General features: G+C 69.8%; 10 protein-coding genes. 9 read left to right on the top strand and 1 reads right to left on the bottom strand.

What is annotated here, in order from left to right; all coding sequences use genetic code 11:
• Positions 1 to 111 precede the first annotated feature (111 nt).
• The gene (locus K5L01_RS12535; protein WP_250064836.1) at positions 112 to 888 is read left to right on the top strand and encodes an NYN domain-containing protein; all 777 of its coding nucleotides are present in this window, start codon (positions 112 to 114) and stop codon (positions 886 to 888) included.
• A gap of 73 nt (positions 889 to 961) precedes the next feature.
• Complete coding sequence (locus tag K5L01_RS12530; RefSeq protein WP_336254136.1) at positions 962 to 1,582, top strand: glutathione S-transferase family protein; 621 nt, start codon at positions 962 to 964, stop codon at positions 1,580 to 1,582.
• A gap of 154 nt (positions 1,583 to 1,736) precedes the next feature.
• Here K5L01_RS12530 and K5L01_RS12525 read toward each other — a convergent pair whose 3' ends face one another.
• Positions 1,737 to 4,868 carry a TonB-dependent receptor gene (locus K5L01_RS12525; protein ID WP_250064834.1) on the bottom strand — a complete coding sequence of 1,044 codons (3,132 nt, stop codon included), beginning with the start codon at positions 4,866 to 4,868 and terminating at the stop codon, positions 1,737 to 1,739.
• A 743-nt stretch (positions 4,869 to 5,611) separates the two neighbouring features.
• On the opposite strand from K5L01_RS12525, the gene K5L01_RS12520 reads away from it, so the two are divergent.
• From K5L01_RS12520 to K5L01_RS12490, 7 genes are all read left to right on the top strand, one after another.
• Positions 5,612 to 8,062, top strand: coding sequence for a GH92 family glycosyl hydrolase (locus K5L01_RS12520; protein ID WP_250064833.1), 2,451 nt, complete (start codon positions 5,612 to 5,614; stop codon positions 8,060 to 8,062).
• A gap of 91 nt (positions 8,063 to 8,153) precedes the next feature.
• Positions 8,154 to 9,215 carry a LacI family DNA-binding transcriptional regulator gene (locus K5L01_RS12515; protein WP_250064832.1) on the top strand — a complete coding sequence of 354 codons (1,062 nt, stop codon included), beginning with the start codon at positions 8,154 to 8,156 and terminating at the stop codon, positions 9,213 to 9,215.
• A gap of 38 nt (positions 9,216 to 9,253) precedes the next feature.
• Positions 9,254 to 10,561, top strand: a complete 1,308-nt coding sequence (gene fucP, locus K5L01_RS12510) for an L-fucose:H+ symporter permease (protein ID WP_250064831.1) — start codon at positions 9,254 to 9,256, stop codon at positions 10,559 to 10,561.
• A gap of 6 nt (positions 10,562 to 10,567) precedes the next feature.
• A complete protein-coding gene (locus tag K5L01_RS12505) occupies positions 10,568 to 11,563 on the top strand; it encodes a carbohydrate kinase family protein (RefSeq protein WP_250064830.1) in 996 nt (331 codons plus the stop codon).
• Complete coding sequence (locus K5L01_RS12500) at positions 11,560 to 12,828, top strand: AGE family epimerase/isomerase (protein ID WP_250064829.1); 1,269 nt, start codon at positions 11,560 to 11,562, stop codon at positions 12,826 to 12,828. Before K5L01_RS12505 ends, K5L01_RS12500 begins: the two co-directional genes overlap by 4 nt.
• Before the next feature lie 149 nt (positions 12,829 to 12,977).
• Entirely contained in the window at positions 12,978 to 15,665 is a 2,688-nt protein-coding gene (locus K5L01_RS12495; protein WP_250064828.1) for a beta-mannosidase, read from the top strand.
• Positions 15,665 to 17,098 carry a glycoside hydrolase family 47 protein gene (locus K5L01_RS12490; RefSeq protein WP_250064827.1) on the top strand — a complete coding sequence of 478 codons (1,434 nt, stop codon included), beginning with the start codon at positions 15,665 to 15,667 and terminating at the stop codon, positions 17,096 to 17,098. Before K5L01_RS12495 ends, K5L01_RS12490 begins: the two co-directional genes overlap by 1 nt.
• The last annotated feature ends 32 nt before the right edge of the window (positions 17,099 to 17,130 follow it).

Below are 17,130 nucleotides of genomic sequence, written 5' to 3'. Positions count from 1 at the left end.
CCGGCCGTGGTCGGCGGGAGGCGGGGCGGACTGCGCGCAGTTTCGCACGGGGTGCGCATGCGGGGGGCAATGATCGATACTGGCGTCCAGCCCAGCGTCATGGAGAGAACAATGCCCGATCCCGAGAAGCGCATCGCCCTGCTGATCGATGCCGACAACGCGCCGGCCGCCAAGATCGACGAGGTGCTGGCCGAGGTGGCCCGCTTCGGCGTCGCCAATGTGCGCCGCGCCTATGGCAACTGGAAGAGCCCGCGGCTCAAGGGCTGGGAAGCGGTGCTGCACGAGTATGCGATCCGCCCGGTGCAGCAGTTCGCCTACTCCAAGGGCAAGAACGCGTCGGACATGGCCATGGTGATCGACGCGATGGACCTGCTCTATGCGCGCAACCTGGACGGCTTCGCCATCGTCTCCAGCGACGCCGACTTCACTCCGCTGGTGATGCGGCTGCTGACCGATGGCGTGAAGGTCTATGGCTTCGGCGAGAAAAAGACCCCCGATCCCTTCGTCAACGCCTGTTCCAAGTTCACCTACCTGGAGGCGCTGGGGCAGTCGCATGCCAGTGCGCCGGAGGTCGGCCCGGAGGCGGGCGACGAGACCCGGCCGCGCAAGAGCGGCGCCGAACTGCGCGGCGACACCCGTCTGGTGAAGATGCTGCGCCGTGCGGTGTCTTCGGCCGAGGGCGAGGATGGCTGGTCGCACCTGGGGCCGGTCGGCAGCCAGATCGGCAACCAGGCCTCGTTCGATCCGCGCAACTACGGCTACGGCAAGCTCAGCGACCTGCTGGCGGCGATCGGCCTGTTCGAATTGAAGAAGGACGGCAAGTCGTCGTACGTGCGCGCATTGCCGAAGAAGGCCGCCGCCAAGCCGGCCAAGCCGGACGCGGCATGACGGGTTCCAGCGCCGTGGCCGTCCCGTCCGCCGGCGGCGGCTGGTGCGGCCCATGCCCGCAACGGAGGCCGTCATGCTGAAGATCTGGGGACGGCGCAATTCCAGCAACGTGCGCAAGGTGCTGTGGTGCGCCGAGGAGATCGGCCTGTCCTACGAATCGATCGAAGTGGGCGGGGCGTTCGGCGGCACCCAGTCGCCGGCCTACCGGGCAATGAATCCCAACGGCCTGGTGCCGGTGATCGAGGACCAGGGGCTGCCGGTCTGGGAATCCAACGCCATCGTGCGCTACCTGTCGGCGCGCTATGCGCTGGGGACGCTGTATCCGGAAGACCCGGCGGCACGCGCGCAGAGCGAGAAGTGGATGGACTGGACCCTCTCCAGCTTCGCGGTCGCGTTCCGCGACCTGTTCTGGGGCGTGGTGCGTACCGCGCCGGGCGACCGCGATGCGGCGCGCATCGATGCGGCGCTGGTGCGCTGCGGTGAGTTGCTGGCGCTGGCCGATGCCGAGTTGGCGCGGCAGCCGTGGCTGTCGGGCGACACGCTGGCGATGGGCGACATCCCGTTGGGCGCATTCGCCTACGCCTGGTTCGAGATGCCCATCCAGCGTCCGGACCAGCCGCACCTGGCGGACTGGTACGCCCGCCTGCGGCAGCGCCCGGCCTATCGCACGGGAGTGATGACGCCGCTGACCTGAGTCGATGGCGTGCGCATGCGTACGCCGTGCCGCAGCGTGCCGGCCGATGCGCCGGCGTGGATGCGGGCGGCCGTTCCCGCGGACGACCGGGGCGGAAACGACGACAGCCGCCAGTGGCTGCGCGGCTGTCGTCGAACGCTGCGGAACACCGGAATCAGAACGTCCAGTTCAGCCCCAGGTACAGCTGGCGGCCACTGTACGCATTGGCGTAGAGCCGGGCCCGGGTGTCGTTGCCCAGGTGCACGCGCTGCTCGGACTTGGTGGCGTTGAGCACCGCGGCGCTCAGGGTCAGGTCGTCGCGGATGTTGAACGCGGCGTTGAGGTCCAGCTGGTCGTAGGGCTCGGTGTACAGGGTGAAGCCGTTGTTCAGGCCACCGACCACCTCGCCGCGGCGGTTGTACGAAGCGCGGGCCATGAAACGGCCGCTTTCGTAGAACGCGGTGAAGTTGGCCTGGGTCTTGGCGCTGCCGACCAGCGGCGAAGAGCCGATGCGCTCGCCGTCGATCTCCACCGAGGCCAGGTTGGTGTCGTTGTACGTGTAGTTGGCCTGGAAGCCCAGGCCGAAGTCGAAGGTGTACTGGCCGTACACTTCCACGCCCTGCGACACGCCATCGCGACCGTTGGCCTGGGTGGAGTAGTTCTGCACGGTCACCGTCTGCCCGTCGATCACCATCTGCTGGTCGCGGACCACCGGCACCGTGAAGTTCTTCACGTCCTTGCGGAATACACCCACGCCGGCGACCGCGCCCGGCTGGAAGTACCACTCCAGGCTGAGGTCGTACTGGTTGGCCTCGAACGGCTTGAGGTTCTTGTTGCTGCCCGAGCCGTACCAGCCCGGATTGGGCGCGCCGCCGGCGACCCGGCGGTCGTTGCTGTATTCCTCGGTGTAGTAGCTCAGGCCGCCGGGGTAGGCGATGCTGGTGTAGCCCGGGCGCGCGATGACCTGGGACGCGGCCGCACGCAGGACCAGGTTCTCGCTGATGTCCCAGGCGATGTTGAAGCTGGGCAGGACGTCGGTATAGGTCTTGTCCAGCGATGCCAGGACATAGCTCTTTTCCCGCGCCATCTCGTCGGGCAGGCGGACGAAGCCGCTCTCGCAGCTGTAGCCGCTGTTGGCGCCCAGCAGCGCACCGGCGGCCGGGTCGTTGCAGGACATCGGCGCCCCGCTGCTGTTGTTGGCGAAGTAGTCGATGAAGCGCTCGACCGCATCGCTCGATTCGGCGTGCTGGCGGGTGCGGGCCACGCGCACGCCGATGTTGCCGCGCACGCGTTCGGTGCGGAAGTTGGCCTGGAAGTAGCCGGAATGGACCTTCTCGCCGACGTTGTAGACGAAGTCGTCCTCGCGGCGGTTCTGCATGCCGCCGTAGCGCTGGTTCAGGTACGCGATGTAGGCGGGGTAGTCGATGCCCGGGAAGACGTTGGCGTTGAAGCCGCCGGCGATGTCGCCCAGCGGCCGCGACAGGAAGTACCCCGGCTGGGCGATGCCGGCACTGGCGTCGCAGCCGGCCTGGTACCGCTTGCTGTAGTCGCCCGGGTCGGCCCCCTGGCAGACCCAGTAGGTGTTGCCGGTGTTGCGGTGGACCTTGCCGTCGCTGTACTTGGCGCCGAACTGGATCGAATCGAGCCAGCCGCTTTCGAACAGTTTGGTGATGTCGGCCTGGAAGTGGTTCTGCTTGACGCTGGTCTGCATCCACGAGGAGTCGGTCGAGCCGGTGTCGACCTCGGCGACGCCGGCCATCAGCTGCTCCTGCAGGTCCGGCGAGACCGACAGCGACGGCGTGCCGTTCAGGTCCCACGCGGTGTAGTGGTTGCCGGCCTGCCAGACCCCGTTCACCTGGCGGCGCGGCTTGGCCGCCATGCGGAAGCTCATCGATGGGCCACCGTCGGACCAGGTGCGGCCGCCGTTGAAGGAGGCCTTCCACAGCGGGCTGATGTCCCAGTCGACGCTCAGGTCGGCGGTCTGCGAGAGGGCCTTTTCGCGGCTGTGGGTGCCGGTGATCTGCGGCGTGGGGATGGTGCAGTCGTCCGGGCCCCAGCCGCCGCCCGGCATGCCGGCCGCCGCGGCCTGGTCCTCGTTGCAGTAGTAGGCCTTCCCGGCCAGCATTTCATACTCGGCGCCGGTGACGATGGTGCCGCTGGGATCCAGCGTGAACCCGTTGAGCAGGCGTCCGCCCTGCCAGTTGCCGTCGCCGGCCACGCGCGCCAGGTTCCATTCCGGCACCTTGAGCATGTTCTGGGTGTAGTTGCCCTGCAGCTCGAAGCGGAAATAGTTGCCGGTCAGGGTGAGGTTGTCGACCGGGCGGAACTGGAAGGTCAGCTGCCCGCCGGTGCGCTCGCGCTTCTCGTCCTTCACCGCGAAGTTGACCGAGGTGGGCATGAACATGCCCGAGTAGTGGCCGCCATTCTGGTCGTAGATGCCGGACGCGCCCCAGAAGCGGGAGGCGCCGGGCAACGGGTTGCCGTGGACATCGGTGGGCGGGTGCCGGGTGGTGCCGGCGACGTTCCACACGTAGTCGTCGATGATGTTGCCGTTGGCATCCACACGATCACTGTACCACTGCCAGTCTTCGGTGGTCACGTCCATGCTGCGGTTGTTGCGGTTCTGCCGGGTCGCGCCGACCAGCAGTCCGAAGCGCTCGTCCTCGCTGTGCCAGGCGTACATCGCCGATGCCTGCGGATCGGTGCCGTTGCTGGTGTCGGAGGTGGTGTACTCGATCGTGGCGAAGCCCGAGTTGGCCTTCATGTCCAGCGGGCGGTGGGTGCGCAGGATCACGGTGCCGCCGATGCCGCCTTCGTCGATGCGCGCTTCGGGCGTCTTGAACAGTTCCGCGCTGGAGAGCATGTTCGACGGCATCAGCACGTAGTTGAACGAGCGCGATGCCTCGTCGTTGGTTTCCGAGGAAGCGATGTAGTTGCCGTTCAACTGGGTCAGGGTGAGGTCCGAGGCCAGCCCGCGCACGCTGACGTTCTTGCCCTCGCCGCCGCTGCGGCTGATGATCACGCCGGGAACGCGCTGCAGCGCATCGGCGACGTTCTTGTCGGGGAACTTGCCGACGTCCTCGGCGGTGATGACCTCCACCACCGCATTGGCGTCGCGCTTCTGCTGCAGGCTCTTCTCGATGGCGTAGCGGTAGCCGGTGACGGTGACGCTGTCCAGGGTCGTCGCATCGGGGGCGGCCTGCTGGGCGAACGCGCAGGCCGGGATGGCCGCGGCGACGGCGGCCAGCGCGAGCGTGATCGCGCCGGACAGCGCGCTGGGGGCGTGCATGCGTGACATCTGTTTCATTCCACTCTCTCCCTCTCCTGGATTGAATCGGTACTGACGCGAAAAGATTGAATCGATCTAAGTTCCGGGGTCGGGTACCCCGTGATGCTCCAGGGTCGTTTCGCGCATGGATCGAGTGACGAATCCGGCCCGTCTTCCCCTGCCCGCATGCCCACGCATGCCGTATCCGATTTGGATCGATCTAAAATGATTGGCGAGAAATTTTTAACACAGCGCCACGGCCGGCGCATGCTGCTGCGCAATATGTCCCGCCGGCGAAACCGGCCGGCAGAGGGAAGCGGCCGCTGCCGGCGGGCGGTGAAACCCGCGGATGGGCCTGGCCGGGGCTTCCGTGGGCGAAGCCGCCACGCCGCGCCGAGGACGGCCGGCCGCGCCGGGCCGTGTGCAGGACGGCGCACGTGGATGGTGCGCCGCAGAATGCGGGGCGATGACCAGGCATGCTTTACTTGAATCGATCTAAATTCAGTGTCTGCCGGATTTGGAACGATACAAGCCGGGTGAGGATCGGGTGTCGAGGGCACCGCCGCCATTCGCTGCCTTCGGCAGCCCAGGGCGTGCGGGGAGCCGCACCGGCCTGCCGGTGTGCATCGATCCCGATCCGCGCAGGGGGCCCGTCCCCGCCACCGACTTCGTGATCCCGGCACTCTCTCCATCCCCGGCGGGGATGGGCCGGGCATCACGGGTCCGGCTCCGGCCGGACCCGCCTCCACCGCCGTACCGACATCGACCCTGAGGAACCGCCCATGCGCCGATCGCCGTCCATCCTCCGCCACCGCCGCGCCGCCGGCCTGGCCTGCCTGCTGGCGATGGGCCTGGCCCCGTCGCTCCCGGCCGCGACGCCCGCGCTGGAGCGCGAGGTCAACACCTTCATCGGCAGCAAGGACGACGGCAACACCTTCCCGGGCGCGTCGGCGCCGTTCGGCCTGATCCAGGTCAGCCCGATCGGCAGCCATTACGCCGGTTGGCGCTATGACGACGAAACGATCCGCGGCTTCGGCCATTCGTTCGTGTCCGGGGCGGGCTGTTGGGAGCAGGGCGGGCAGGTGTCGGTGCTGCCGGTGACCGGCCGCATCGGTCCCGGGGGCGATTTCGACACCGGCGATGCCAAGGCCTTCGACCACACGCGCTATGCCTCGCCCTACCGCCACGAGGGCGAGGTCGGCGAGGCGGGCTACTACAAGGTCCGGCTCACCGGCTACGGTGGCATCGACGCGGAAGCCACCGCGCGGACCCGCGCGGCGGCCGAGCGCTACACCTTCGGCGCGGGAGCCGCCCAGGGCCATGTACTGGTCAATGTCGGCCAGGCCAACGAGCGCCACTCGGTGATCGGCAGCGTGATCGACGTGGTTGGCGACCGGGCCGTGGAAGGCAAGCTGGTGACCAAGAGCTTCTGCGGCGGCCACCAGTACACCACCTGGTTCCGGATCGAGTTCGACCGCCCGTTCCAGGCCTTCGGCACCTGGGGCGAACAGGGAGGGCTGCCTGCCGCGCGCCATAGCATGGAAGGCGAGCTCAAGCCGAACGGCGCCTGGTTGAGCTTCGACCTGGCCGATGGCCGTTCGGTCACCGCCACCAGTGCGATCTCGCACGTCGATGCCGAGGGCGCACGCACCAACCTGCGCGCCGACGGCATGGACGGTGGCACCCTGCTCGGCTTCGAGCGCATGCGCGAACTGGCGCGCGGCGCCTGGCGCGAGGAGCTGGCGGCGGTGGCGGTGGACGGCGGCAGCGCCGACGACCGCACGGTGCTGTACACCGCGCTGTACCACGCGCTGCTGCAACCGATGACCGGCAGCGATGCCGACGGGCGCTACCGCGGCTACGACGATGCGATCCACCGGGCCGACGACTGGACCTACTACGAGTACTTCTCGCTCTGGGATACCTACCGCGCGCAGAACCAATGGCTGGCCCTGACCAAGCCGGCGGTGGCGCGCGACATCGCCCGCAGCGTGCTGGCGATCGATGCGCAGGGCGGCTGGCTACCGCGCTGGGGCTACGCCAACTTCGAGACCAACATCATGACCGGCGATCCGGTCACGCCGTTCCTCGTCGACCTGTGGCGGTTCGATGCGCTGGCCGGCCGCGAAGGCGAGGCCTGGGCGGCGCTGCGCCGCAACGCCTTCGGCCTGCCGCCGTTGAACTCGCGCGCGGCCGGCCGTTCCGGCAATGCCCGCTACCTGCGCGACGGCTACGTGGCCTACGACCGCGCGTTCCCCTCCAAGGGCATGGACGTGGACCCGCACCACGGTGGCTCGGCGACGCTGGAGTACGCGCTGGCCGACTGTGCCCTGGCGCAGATGGCCGATGGCCTGGGCCATGCCGATGACGCGGCCGCACTGCGCGAGCGCGGCCGCAACTGGCGCAGGGTGTGGGACCCGCAGGTGCGCGACGAGGCGACCGGCTTCACCGGGTTCCCGCGCCCGCGCGACGAGCACGGAGCGTGGTACACCCCGGCCGACGGCCACTACAGCCCGCGTTCGCAGCACGGCTTCCACGAAGGCACCGCCTGGCAGTACCAGTGGCTGGCGCAGCAGGACGTGCCGGGCCTGGTGGCGGCGATGCACGGCCGCGAGCAGGCTGGCCGCCGGCTGGATGCGTTCTTCGCCTACGACGCGCTGGTGCAGGCGCCGCTGACCGCTGCGCGCAAGGAATGGGTGGTCGGCCCGTACAGCTACTACAACCAGTACCGCTACAACCCGAACAACGAGCCCGACCTGCATTCGCCGTGGATGTATACGCTGATCGGCCAGCCGTGGAAGACCGCCACCGTGGTGCGTGCCGCGCAGCAGCTGTTCACCAACGCGCCCAACGGCGTCACCGGCAACGACGATCTGGGCACGATGTCGGCGTGGTACCTGTTCAGCGCGCTCGGCCTGTACCCGGCGGTGCCCGGCAGCGGCCAGTTCCTGCTGCACACGCCGCGCTTCCCGCGGGCCCGCGTGGCGCTGGGCAACGGCCGCAGCCTGGACCTGCAGGCTCCCGGTGCCGATGGCCGCCGCCTGCAGTACATCCAGGGCGTGCAGGTCGATGGCCGGCCGCAGCCTGCGGTGTGGATGGACTGGGCGCGGCTGCGCCAGGGCGCCACGATCCGCTACGCGCTGGCCGCGCAGGTGCCCGAGCAGGGCTGGGGCACGGCGCCGGCGGATCTTCCGGCGTCCTACTGCGCCGCGCCCGGGAGCGTGCTGGAGTGAGCGCTCCCGCTGCCGCCGGCCCGCGCCACCGCCGCCGGCAGCGTGCCGCGATCCTATAGGCTTCGAGCTTTCCGCCACCAGAATCCCAGCCATGAACGACACCACCACCGGCGCCGGCAAGGGCGCACGCAGGACCGGGAAGCGCCCGGTCACCGTCACCGACATCGCCCAGGCCGTGGGCGTGTCGCGGGCGACCGTGTCGCTGGTGCTGCGCGGCAGCCCGCTGGTCAACGTGGATACCCGCGCCAGGGTCGAGGCGGAGCTGCGGCGGCAGCGCTACGTCTACAACCGCACCGCCGCCAACCTGCGCCGGCGCACGTCCTCGTCCATCGCCCTGGTGATCAACGACCTGTCCAACCCGTTCTTCGCCGAGTTCGCCTCGGGGGTGGACGAGGCGCTGGGCGGCAAGGGCTACGTGACCCTGCTCGGCAGCACCGGTGAATCGCCGGAACGCCAGCAGGCGGTCCTGACCACCCTGATGGAGCACACCCCGACCGGCTTCATCCTGTCGCCCGCCGAGGGCAGCGATGCGGCGCAGCTGCGGCAGGTCCTCGGCACGCACGCCAACGTGCTGCTGTTCAACCGCGAACTGCCGGGCGCGGACTGGGATTTCCTGACCCTGGACAACCAGCAGGGCGCCTACCTGGCCACCCGCCACCTGATCGAGCGCGGCCACCGGCAGATCGCCTTCTTCGGCGGCCATGCGGCCTCCAGCTCCTGCCACCAGCGGCGCAGCGGCTACCAGCAGGCACTGGCCGAAGCCGGCCTGCCGGCACCGCCGCAGTGGATGATCGAGTCGGCGCCCAACCGCCTGGAAGCGGCCGCGCGCACCGGCGACCTGTTCGCCGACGGCGACCGTCCCAGTGCCGCCGTCTGCTACAACGACACCGTCGCGCTGGGCCTGATGCTGGGCCTGACCTCGCGCGGCATCCGCCCCGGCGGTGACTTCGCCGTCACCGGTTTCGACGACATTTCCGAAGCCGCGGTGGCGGTGCCGCCGTTGACCACCCTGACCGCCGATCCGCGCGAGCGCGGCCGCCAGGCCGCCGCGCTGCTGCTGCAGCGGCTGGACGATCCGGAGGCGCCGCCGATGCGTACGGTGGCCCCGGTCCAGCTGCGCATCCGCGAAAGCAGCGCCGCCCGTCCCACCTGACCCCGACCCGCCCATCCCGCGCATCGAGGCGCGCCCGCATGCCGACTTCTTCCACGCCGCTGTCACCGCCCGTACCGCCCGCCGCCGTGGTCACGCCCCGCGTCGCACTGGCGGTGGTCACCACGATCTTCTTCATGTGGGGCTTCCTCACCAGCCTCAACGACGTGCTGATCCCGCACCTGAAGGCGGTGTTCGAGCTGAACTACACGCGGGCGATGCTGGTGCAGTTCACCTTCTTCGGCGCGTACTTCCTGATGTCGCTGCCGGCCGGGCGGCTGGTCGCGCGCCTGGGCTACAAGAAGGGCATCATCGCCGGGCTGCTGATCGCCGCCGCCGGCGCGCTCGGCTTCTGGCCGTCGGCGGCGCTGCGCATCTACGAAGCGTTCCTGGCCTCGCTGTTCGTGCTGGCCACCGGCATCACCGTGCTGCAGGTGGCGGCCAACCCCTATGTCGCGCTGCTGGGCCCGGAACAGACCGCCTCCAGCCGGTTGACCCTGGCGCAGGCGCTGAATTCGCTGGGCACCACGCTGGCGCCCCTGTTCGGCGGGCTGCTGATCCTCAGCACCACGGTCAGGAGCGGCGAGGAGATCGCCGCGCTGCCGGCGGCGGAGCAGCTCGCCTACCGTGCGGCCGAAGCGCAGTCGGTGCAGGGGCCGTATGTCGGCCTGGCCGTCGCCCTGGCGCTGCTGGCGGTGTTCGTCTGCCTGTTCCGCCTGCCGCGGCTGGCCGGGACCGGCGGAGCGGCCGCCCGCGGCGACCACACCCTGCGGGACGCGCTCAGGCACCCGCATGTGCTGTTCGGCGTGCTGGCGATCTTCTTCTACGTCGGCGCCGAGGTGTCCATCGGCAGCCTGATGGTGAACTACCTGGTGCTGCCTGAGATCGGCGGCATGAGCGAGCAGCAGGCCACCCACTACGTGTCCGCCTATTGGGGCTGCGCGATGGTCGGGCGGTTCGCCGGTGCCTGGCTGCTGGCGAAGTATCCGCCTCGCCGCCTGCTGGCCGGTTTTGCGCTGGCCAACGTGGTGCTGCTGGCGGTGACCCTGGGCGCCGGCGGCAAGGTCGCCATGTACGGCATCGTCGCCACCGGCCTGTTCAACTCGATCATGTTCCCGACCATCTTCTCGCTCGCCATCGAGCGGCTCGGGCCGCTGACCAACAAGGCCTCGAGCCTGCTGATCATGGCCATCGTCGGCGGTGCGGTGATCCCGCTGCTGCAGGGCATGCTGGCCGACCGGGCCGGGCTGCACCTGAGCTTCGCGCTGCCGGTGGCGTGCTACCTCTACATCATCTTCTACGGTCTGGCCGGTTCGCGGCCGCAGGCCGTCAGTGGCCAGGGAGGCTGAGGCCAGATGGGCAAGATCGTTTGTTTCGGTGAAATTTTGATCGATCTACTCGCGCAGCCGCCGGCGACCCCGGAAACGCCGCGCGCCTTCCTGCAGTACGCCGGCGGCGCGCCGGCCAACGTCGCGGTGGCCGCGGCGCGGCTCGGTGCACGCAGCCATTTCGCCGGCATGCTCGGCCGCGACATGTTCGGCGACTTCCTCGCCGACAGCCTGACCGAGGCCGGGGTGCTCACCGACTGCATCGTCCGCACCGACGCGGCCAAGACCGCGCTGGCCTTTGTCGCGCTGGACGCCGGCGGCGAGCGCAGCTTCAGTTTCTACCGCCCGCCCGCGGCCGACCTGCTGTTCCGTGCCGAGCACTTCCAGCCGGCCTGCTTCGACGGCACCGGCTGCTTCCATGTCTGCTCCAACAGCCTGACCGAGCCGGCCATCGCCGCGGCGACCTTCGCCGGCATGGACCGTGCCCGCGCCGCGGGCGCCGTGGTCAGCCTGGATCTCAACCTGCGCCCGGCGTTGTGGCCTGCGGGCGTGGACCCGACCCCGCGCCTGTGGCAGGCGCTGGAGCGCGCCGACCTGGTCAAGCTGTCGCGCGAGGAGCTGGATTTCCTGGCCGCACCGTTCGGCGCCGACGGCGGCGCGGAGGTACTGCGGCGCCTGCTCGCCGCGCGGGCGCAGTGGGTGATCGTCACCGATGGCGCCGCGCCGCTGTGCTGGCATACCCGCGACGCCCACGGCGAGGTGCCCAGCTTCCGTGTGCCGACCGTGGACACCACCGCGGCCGGCGACGCCTTCGTCGGCGGCGTGCTCTACGGCCTGGCCGAACGCGGTGGCACCGGGGCCGCGTTCGCGGCGTTCTGCCGCGACCACGGCGCGGTTACCGCCACCCTGCGGTTCGCCGCGGCGGTCGGCGCCCTGGCGGTCACCCGCAAGGGCGCGTTCGCCGCCATGCCCACGCTGGACGACGTGCAGCAGCTGCTGCAGCAACAGGAGGCTCTCGCATGACCCCCACGCTCGACTTCCGCTCCCCGGCCTTCCTGCGCGCGCACATCGCCGACACCATGGCCTTCTACCACCCGCGCTGCATCGACCCGGCCGGTGGTTTCTTCCATTACTTCAAGGACGACGGCACGGTCTACGACGCCGGCCATCGCCACCTGGTCAGCAGCACCCGCTTCGTCTTCAACTACGCCATGGCGTACCGCGAATTCGGCAACCCCGAGTACCTGGACGCGGTGACGCACGGCGTGGCGTACCTGCGCAACGTGCACCGCAATCCGGCCACCGGCGGCTATGCCTGGACCCTGCGCGACGGCCGGGTCGAAGATGACATGAACCACTGCTACGGCGTGGCCTTCGTGCTGCTGGCCTACAGCTGCGCGCTCAAGGCCGGGCTCGCCGAGGCGCGCGACTGGATGGACGAGACCTGGCAGCTGCTGGAAACGCACTTCTGGGAGCCGCGGCATGGCCTGTACCGCGACGAGGCCGACGCGCGCTGGACCTTCACCGGCTACCGCGGCCAGAACGCCAACATGCACATGTGCGAGGCGATGCTGGCCGCGTTCGAAGCCAGCGGCGAGCCGCGCTACCGGGAGCGCGCCCTGCAGCTGGCCGACCGGATGACCCGCCGCCAGGCGGCGAAGGCGGGCGGTCTGGTGTGGGAGCACTACGACGCCGACTGGAACATCGACTGGACCTACAACCTGGACAACCCCAGGCACCTGTTCCGGCCCTGGGGATTCCAGCCCGGGCACCAGACCGAGTGGGCCAAGCTGCTGTTGATCCTCGACCGCCATGTCGAGGCCGACTGGCTGGTGCCGACCGCACGCTACCTGTTCGACAGCGCGGTGGCATGCGCGTGGGACGGAGTGCGCGGTGGTCTGTACTACGGCTTCGCGCCGGCGGGACTGCAGCAGGCGCTGAGCGCGGCAACGGCGCCGGACGGCCCGGTCATGGCGGGCCGGGCGTTTGCGGAAGGCCACACGGATATCTGCGACGACGACAAGTACTTCTGGGTGCAGGCCGAATCGCTGGCCGCCGCCGCGCTGCTCGCCCAGCGTACCGGCGACGACGGTTACTGGCAGTGGTACCAGCGGCTGTGGGCCTATGCCTGGGACCATATGGTCGACCACACCCATGGCGCCTGGTTCCGCATCCTCGACGCCGACAACCGCAAGTACGACGACGAGAAGAGCCCGGCGGGCAAGACCGACTACCACACCATGGGCGCCTGCCACGAGGTACTGAACGTGGTGCGCGGCGCGCACTGAGCGACGGCAACGAAGCCCGGGTACCGCGCCACCGGCGGCGGCCGGCGCCACGTTACCCGGAGGAGCAACGGTACGGCGCCTGGCGCGCCCCCCGCAACCGGCAGCAGGAAGGAGTCCACATGCAGGACGTGCGCAGGAGATTTGGATCGATGCAAACTGGTGTCGTCCGTGCCGGCTGGCGGGCGCTGCTGGCGCTGTCGTGCGCGCTGGCAGGCGCCGCGGCGGCGGCACCGCTGCCGGCGGAATGGCACGTCCGCCTGGTACCGGGCGATGCGCAGCTGCAGGCCCACCCGGGGCTGGATGCGTGGCGTCCGGCGCAGGTGCCGGGCAGCGTGCATGCCGACCTGCAGGCCGCCGGGGTGATCGGCGACCCGTATGCCGGCGCCGCCGAGGCGGGCCTGCAGTGGATCGGCCTGGCCGACTGGGAATACCGCGCGCGCTTCGACGTCGATGCGGCCACGCTGGCACGGCGCCACGCCGAGCTGCGTTTCGACGGGCTGGACACCTTCGCCGAGGTCAGCCTCAATGGCCGGCCGCTGCTGGAGGCCGACAACGCGCACCGCACCTGGCGCGCGCGCGTCGACGGCCGCCTGCGCGCGCACGGCAACGAGCTGCGTGTCGTGTTCCGTTCGCCGATCCGCACCCTGCTGCCGCAGGTGCAGGCGATGCCGCACAAGATCGCCGGCAACTATCCCTCTCCTTACGGCGACGAGCCGAAGGACGCGATGGTCGGCAATTTCACGCGCAAGCCGGCCTACCATTTCGGCTGGGACTGGGGGCCGCGCTATGTCACCGCCGGCGTGTGGCGGCCGGTGCACCTGGACAGCTGGGACCGGCACCGCATCACCGACCTGGCGGTGCGTACCGATGCGCTGGACGAGCAGCGCGCGCGCCTGAGCGTGCTGCTGGAGGTGGAGCAGGGCGCGGTGGCCGGCAAGGCCGGCGTGGTGGTGGACGTGCTCGACCCGGACGGCCGCCGTGTTGCCCGCCTGGAGCGCGAGGTCGCCCTGCAGCCCGGCGCCAACACGGTGCAGCTGCCGCTGGAGATCGCCCAGCCGCGGCGCTGGTGGCCGGTGGGCTACGGCGCGCAGGATCGCTATACCGTGCAGGCGCGCATCGACGGCGGCGGCGAGCCCGCGCGCGAGGCCATGGTCCGCACCGGCCTGCGCAGCGTGCAGCTGCAGCGCGACACCGATGCCGGGGGCGGGCAGGGCTTCGCTTTCGTCATCAACGGCGTGCCGGTGTTCGCCAAGGGCGCCAATGTCATTCCGTTCGAATCGTTCCCGGCCCGGGTCACCCGCGCACGCCTGCGCCGCGACCTGCAGGCCGCGCGCGACGCCAACATGAACATGCTGCGCAACTGGGGCGGCGGCTATTACGAGAGCGACGATTTCTTCGACATCGCCGACGAGCTCGGCCTGCTGGTCTGGCAGGACTTCATGTTCGGCGGCGGCATGCAGCCCGGCTACGATCCGGCGTTCCGCGCCAGCGTGGTGGCCGAGGCGCGCGACAACATCCGCCGCCTGCGCCACCACCCCAGCATCGTGCTGTGGTGCGGCAACAACGAAGAAGAGACCGCCTGGAAGGACTGGGGCCACGGCAGGGACCTGGCTGCGGCCGACCCCGCGTTCGCGGCGAAGGTGTGGCAGGGCTACGTGGACCTGTTCGGCACCGACCTGCGCCGGGTGGTGGCCGAGGAGGCGCTGGGCGTGCCGTACTGGTCGAGTTCGCCGGGCAACGACCTGGACGTCAAGGCCAACGACTCGACGCGCGGTGACAAGCACTACTGGGACGTGTGGGGCGGCCCGGCGCTGCCGGCCACCGCCTACCTGCGCGAGACACCGCGGTTCATGTCCGAGTACGGCCTGCAGGCGTGGCCGCAGCGCTCCACGGTGGATGCGTTCGCGCGCCGTGACGAGCAGCGGATCGACGGCCCGGTGATCCGTGCCCACCAGAAATTCATGGCCGGGCAGGGCAACGAGCGCCTGCTGCACTACATCGAGCGGGAGTACGGCACGCCGGCCTCGTTCGCCGATTTCGTCTATCTCAGCCAGGTGATGCAGGCCGAGGGCATCGCGCTGGCGGCACTGCACCACCGCGCTTCGCGCCCCTACACCATGGGCTCGCTGTACTGGCAGCTCAACGACGTATGGCCGGGTGCGTCGTGGTCGAGCATCGACTACTTCGGCCACTGGAAGGCACTGCATTACCACGCCCGCCGCTTCTTCGCCGAGGTGGCGGTGGCCGCGTTGCGCGACGAGGACGGCGTCACCCGTTTCAGCCTGCTCAACGATGGCCGGCAGCCGCTCACCGCGCAGTGGCGCGTGCGGGTCATGGACGTGGCCGGCGGCGAGTTCGCACGCCAGCAGGAGACCATCACCCTGCCGCCGATGAGCAGCACCGCCGTGGCCGACCTGGTCGACGCCGACCTGCTCAAGGGCCACGACCCGGCGCGCAGCGTGGCGGCGTTCGAGCTGTTGCAGGACGGCCACGTGATCGCGCGGCGGCTGGTGCATTTCGTTCCGGCCAAGGCCCAGGCGCTCGCCGCCAACCAGCTGCGTGCCGAGCTGCGCAGCGATGCCGGCGGCGGCCACCACCTGCGGCTGCACGCCGATGGCCTGGTGCGCGCGGTATGGGCCGATTTCGGCGACACCGGCGCCGGCGTCGACGACAACGCCTTCGATCTGCTGCCCGGCGAAACCCGCGAGCTGCGCGTGCGCGGCGACGTTCCGCTGGACACGCTGCGCGCCGCGCTGCACCTGCACACGCTGGGCGATGCCCTGCATGCCCCTTCCGTTCCACCGCAAGACCCCGCATCCACTCCGAGGACCCGATGATGAACCGAGCCCTGCGCAATGCCCCCCTCGCCGCCGCCCTGCTGCTGGCGCTGTCCGCCTGCAACCCAGCGCCGCCCGCCTCCAGCGCCGCCGCCACAGCGGCCGTGGCCGACCCGGCCGCCGCGTCGGCCGACGTGCCGGCGGTCGATGACGCCGAAGCCGCGCGCATGGCCGAGCAGGTGCGCGAGGCCACCCGCCATGCCTGGCAGGGCTACATGCAGTACGCCAAGGGCCACGACGACCTGAAGCCGATCAGCGCGCAGCCGCGCGACTGGTACCCGGTGCCGCTGCTGATGTCGCCGGTCGATGCCCTGGACACGCTGCTGCTGCTGGGCATGGACAAGGAGGCCGACGAGGCGCGTGAGCTGATCGTCAGCCGGCTGTCCTTCGACCAGGACATCGAGGTGCAGAACTTCGAGGTCACCATCCGCCTGCTCGGCGGCCTGCTGTCGGCCTACCAGATGACCGATGACGCGCGCCTGCTCGCGCTGGCCGACGACCTGGGCACGCGCCTGTCGCCGGTGTTCGACAGCCCCACCGGCCTGCCCTACACCCACGTCAACCTGCGCACCGGCAAGACCCGCGGCAAGATCAGCAACCCTGCCGAGACCGGTACCCTGCTGCTGGAGTTCGGCACCCTGGCCAAGCTCACCGGCAAGCAGGCGTACTACGACAAGGCCAAGCGTGCGCTGGTGGAGACCTTCAACCACCGCTCCAAGATCGGCCTGGTCGGCTTGAACATCGATGTCGAAAGCGGCGAATGGACCAACAAGGACGCGTCGATCGCCGGTGGCGTCGACTCGTACTACGAGTACCTGCTCAAGTGCTGGAAGCTGTTCGGCGACGAAGACTGCAAGCGCATGTGGGACGAGAGCATCGGGCCGTTGAACCGGTACCTGGCCGACGAGGTGCGCGACGGCGAGCTGTGGTACGGCCACGCCGACATGGACAGCGGCGAGCGCACCTCCACCACCTATGGGGCGCTGGACGCCTTTATGCCGGGCCTGCTGGCCCTGGGCGGCGACCTGGACCGGGCCAAGCGCCTGCAGGAGTCCAACCTGAAGATGTGGCGCCTGCACGGCATCGAACCGGAGTCGCTGGACTACGCGGCGATGGAGGTGCGTTCGCCGGGCTACGCGCTGCGTCCGGAAATCATCGAATCGGCCTACTACCTGCACCACTACACCGGCGACGCGCGCTATCGCGGCATGGGCAAGGAATTCTTCGACGACTTCGTCAAGCACACCCGTACCGAGCACGGCTTCTCGGCGCTGAAGGACGTGCGCAGCAAGGAGAAGGACGATTCGATGGAAAGCTTCCTGTTCGCCGAGACCTTCAAGTACTACTACCTGCTGTTCGCCCCGGCCACGGCGCTGGACTTCGACGGCGTGGTGTTCAACACCGAGGCCCACCCGCTGCGCCGTACCTGGTGACCGCGGCGCGCCGGCGCGCGGGGTGGACGGGT

This window comes from Stenotrophomonas mori (assembly GCF_023556335.1).
Taxonomy (GTDB): Bacteria; Pseudomonadota; Gammaproteobacteria; order Xanthomonadales; family Xanthomonadaceae; genus Stenotrophomonas; species Stenotrophomonas mori.
Note: the sequence above shows the minus strand (reverse complement) of the source record. Positions and strands in the feature narration are given on the sequence as shown.